The sequence below is a fragment of the Nitratidesulfovibrio sp. 1201_IL3209 genome, from assembly GCF_036763125.1.
Lineage (GTDB): Bacteria > Desulfobacterota > Desulfovibrionia > Desulfovibrionales > Desulfovibrionaceae > Cupidesulfovibrio.
The window spans coordinates 1-207 of sequence record NZ_JBAIYT010000125.1 but is presented as its reverse complement, the minus strand read 5'-3'; the positions used below and the strand labels follow the sequence as shown (position 1 = coordinate 207).

Below are 207 nucleotides of genomic sequence, written 5' to 3'. Positions count from 1 at the left end.
GGCGGCTCCCTCTACCTCCGGGGCACGGGCGTCACGGCCCTGCGGGACAACCTGACCGTGGGCGGCTCCCTCGACCTCCGGGGCACGGGCGTCACGGCCCTGCCGGACAACCTGACCGTGGGCGGCTACCTCGACCTCCAGGGCACGGGCGTCACGGCCCTGCCGGACAACCTGACCGTGGGCGGCTACCTCGACCTCCAGGGCACG

The 207-nt window shown here is 74.9% G+C and carries 1 protein-coding gene; it reads left to right on the top strand.

Going from position 1 to position 207, the window contains the following annotated elements; all coding sequences use genetic code 11:
• Positions 1-207, top strand: a 207-nt coding sequence (locus tag V6B97_RS17520) for a hypothetical protein (RefSeq protein WP_333507724.1), incomplete at both ends; no start/stop codon positions are given.